This window comes from Acinetobacter sp. YH16044 (genome assembly GCF_013417145.1).
Taxonomy (GTDB): Bacteria; Pseudomonadota; Gammaproteobacteria; order Pseudomonadales; family Moraxellaceae; genus Acinetobacter; species Acinetobacter amyesii.
The window spans coordinates 1-2,919 of sequence record NZ_VPEK01000095.1; the positions used below are offsets into that span (position 1 = coordinate 1).

3 protein-coding genes are annotated in these 2,919 nt (G+C 38.1%); 1 reads left to right on the top strand and 2 read right to left on the bottom strand.

Going from position 1 to position 2,919, the window contains the following annotated elements:
* Positions 1 to 558: IS1-like element ISPa14 family transposase (locus FTV38_RS17020; protein WP_180023007.1), on the top strand; the 558-nt coding region annotated here is incomplete at its 5' end.
* Positions 559 to 1,435: 877 nt separating this feature from the next.
* Here the strand turns inward: FTV38_RS17020 and FTV38_RS17025 are convergent.
* Both FTV38_RS17025 and FTV38_RS17030 read right to left on the bottom strand, forming a co-directional pair.
* Entirely contained in the window at positions 1,436 to 2,251 is an 816-nt protein-coding gene (locus FTV38_RS17025) for a hypothetical protein (RefSeq protein WP_005268593.1), read from the bottom strand.
* A gap of 81 nt (positions 2,252 to 2,332) precedes the next feature.
* Complete coding sequence (locus FTV38_RS17030; protein WP_004282297.1) at positions 2,333 to 2,833, bottom strand: hypothetical protein; 501 nt, start codon at positions 2,831 to 2,833, stop codon at positions 2,333 to 2,335.
* Positions 2,834 to 2,919 lie beyond the last annotated feature (86 nt).

Genomic DNA, 2,919 nt, shown 5'->3' on the forward strand with positions numbered 1-2,919 from the left:
GGATGTCATTCAGGCATTACTCGAAAAATATTACAGTTGATGGTCAGAGGTAGTGGTATACGAGATATCGCTGAAGTTGAGCGAATCAGTATCGGTAAAGTTTTACGTACTTTAACCGAATCGACCTACCAAATTCAGCCTAAACAAAGTCATTATGAGTCTCTTGAAGTTGATGAGTTTTGGACTTTTGTGGGAAATAAAAATAATAAACAATGGCTTATTTACGCCTACCATCGAGAAACAGGTGAGATTGTTGCTTATTTTTGGGGTAAAAGAGACTTAGCTACAGTTCAACGATTGAAGGCAAAGCTTAAACAATTAGGTATTCACTACACCCGAATTGCAAGTGATCATTGGGACAGTTTCATAACTGCTTTTAAAAACTGCAAGCAAAGTATTGGTAAATTTTTTACTGTAGGTATTGAAGGTAATAATTGCAAAATAAGGCATCGAATTAGGCGCGGTTTTAGAAGGAGTTGTAATTTTTCAAAAAAGATTGAAAACCATTTTAAAGCTTTCGACTTAACCTTTTTTTACATCAATAATGGCTTCATTTAATGTCAGCATACTTTTTGAAACACCACCCGAAATTTTTATGGGTATCGTGTTAATAGGCTTAGCGTTACGACTTCTCTTAACATTCAACTGAATAGCCTAAGCAGAAAAGTAAAAACAACTACCTCGACTACTAAACACAATAAAAGCTAAAAGCAAGTGCTCTCAACTTCTCAACTCGCCTCCAAAGCGTCGCACTTCGTGCTTTGGCTTTGGAAACGGTTGAGAGAGTTTCGGCAATACTCACCCTAAGGGCAGCCATTTGAAAAAATGACATATCCCCTAAGTATTGCCGATTTACCTGTATATATTTGGCTTCGGAGCCACGTATATCGGTCGTATCCGCACATAGCTTTGCTGACTATGCAGACAAGGACTCAAAGTCTTGCACCTCGCTCCACGCGCTCCCTGTCGTTACATTGCCTGTATCTCTGCGAGGGTTTCCCCAACGTACAACTTAACAAGTCCTATGTAACTACTCCTAACGCTCCGCCTATGTGAAGTTCCCCTGTAAGCGGTTTAGCCTTTCGACTATAGCTACAATACGCCAGTGACACTTATTCCTACCACACGTACTGCATGCCGACCGTAAAACGGACACGCAGAAGCGGGCAAAGCTCGATCTAGGATGCTTATTTGATGGTTTAAAACACGAATTAACGAAGACTTATCATTTTGAGGCTTGATATAAACACTGTTTATTGTGAAAATAGAGTTCAGGTACAAGCCTTTTGGTGAAATCATAACGGTCGCCAAACCTTATGATCTTCGTTACTTGATGTTAGTTCCATCAAATAACTGCGTACCGCTGAATTTACTTGAAAACCCCTCTAAGTTGCAAGACTTAGAGGGGTTTTTGTTTAGAATTTTACATTACAAGTTACTTATTCTTGTTTAAAGCAAATTTTCGCTTCTTAATCACAGTAAGTGGCTTTTCTTGTGGAGCCATATTTTTCTGAATGGTTCCCTGCTTCATCTCTACTGGGACAGCACTATTTTCAGTAGTCTTTGGATTAGATTCTTTAGGCTTTGACTCTGTTGGCTTTTGCAGAGTTGCTTCCTTATTTTTAATTTTTATATAAATTTTATGAGCAACTGTATTGTGCTCCTTAATTTCCCTGTTCTTATCAGCCAATTTTTTATACTGTTCCTTAAAAGGTTTTATAAATTTTTTGATAGCTGATAAGAACACGGCTTCTTCAGGATATATGTCCGCTAATGTCTTAGGTGTTTCCTTTTGCACGAAATTGATGAGATCGGCTGGAAATTTATTAAGAATCTCTGGAGTAGCAAAGCTTACAAAATCATAGTCATGATAAGAAATTACAGCATATCGGGTATTTTTCTTAGTCGGACTTTTAATATAACCTTTGACTGTTGCCTCTCCTTGATCAAGTAACTTTTTCAAATAGAAATCTTTGATTTGGTTTTCTATAAGCGCATTACCTCTATAGAACCTAAGCTTCTGACTGATTTCCGCCTGTTCTTCCAGGTTGTCTTCATCAACAAGTTTTAGCTGTTCGGATTGGTTAAGGAATTGAGCATAATTATATTGAGCCAGTTCGGATGTCCAAATCAGTAACTGATCAAGGTTTTTAGGCATAGGAACTTTCAAATCATTCAAATCAAGCTTTTTAATGGGCGCAAGTTCTTCTTCCTTAAACTCTGTTCTTTCTAAACTTGATTGCTTTAACATAATAATTTCCTTAACTTCCACTAATTTTAAACATAATAAAAATTATAAATGAGTGCTTAGAGCCTTCATTTTCAGATTCAGCTATTTGGGGTCAATAACGCATAAATCCCCATGCTTCCCATAGCCACACTGCTCTTTCATCACTCGGACGCAGGGCTTGGACTCTTCTCCAACGGCACAACTTTGAATATCAAACTGAATACCTTGCTGCCTTAAACTCTCGATCTTTGGAATATTCTCTAAAGGCTTAATATAAGATGCAAATAGCCACGTCATAGTCAGTATGAGAACTGAAAAAACACCTAAGAAAGTGGTGATTAACTTCCATGAAAATTGATCATTGGCTGATTCAATCGAGTTTTTCAAGCGTCCAAGCGCTTTAGCGGTCTTAATAAGTTCTGCTGTACCGTCCTGTAAGCCCTCATTTACCGCTTTTGATATAGTGTGGTGGGTTTGCCCAGCAATAGTGCTTTGAATGTGTTCTTTCGTGATTTGAAGCTCTTTAACGGCCTGATTGACTAGGTTCTGCTGTTGTTCTGCAACTGCCATCAGTGCATATAGCTTTTTTTCATCAGGTGTCATCGGCTCATCCCTCTAAACTTCATTGTTTTCTGTTGCTCTCTTTCTAATTTCTGCTGCTGTTTGTACTGCTCCAAAGCAAGCTGTTT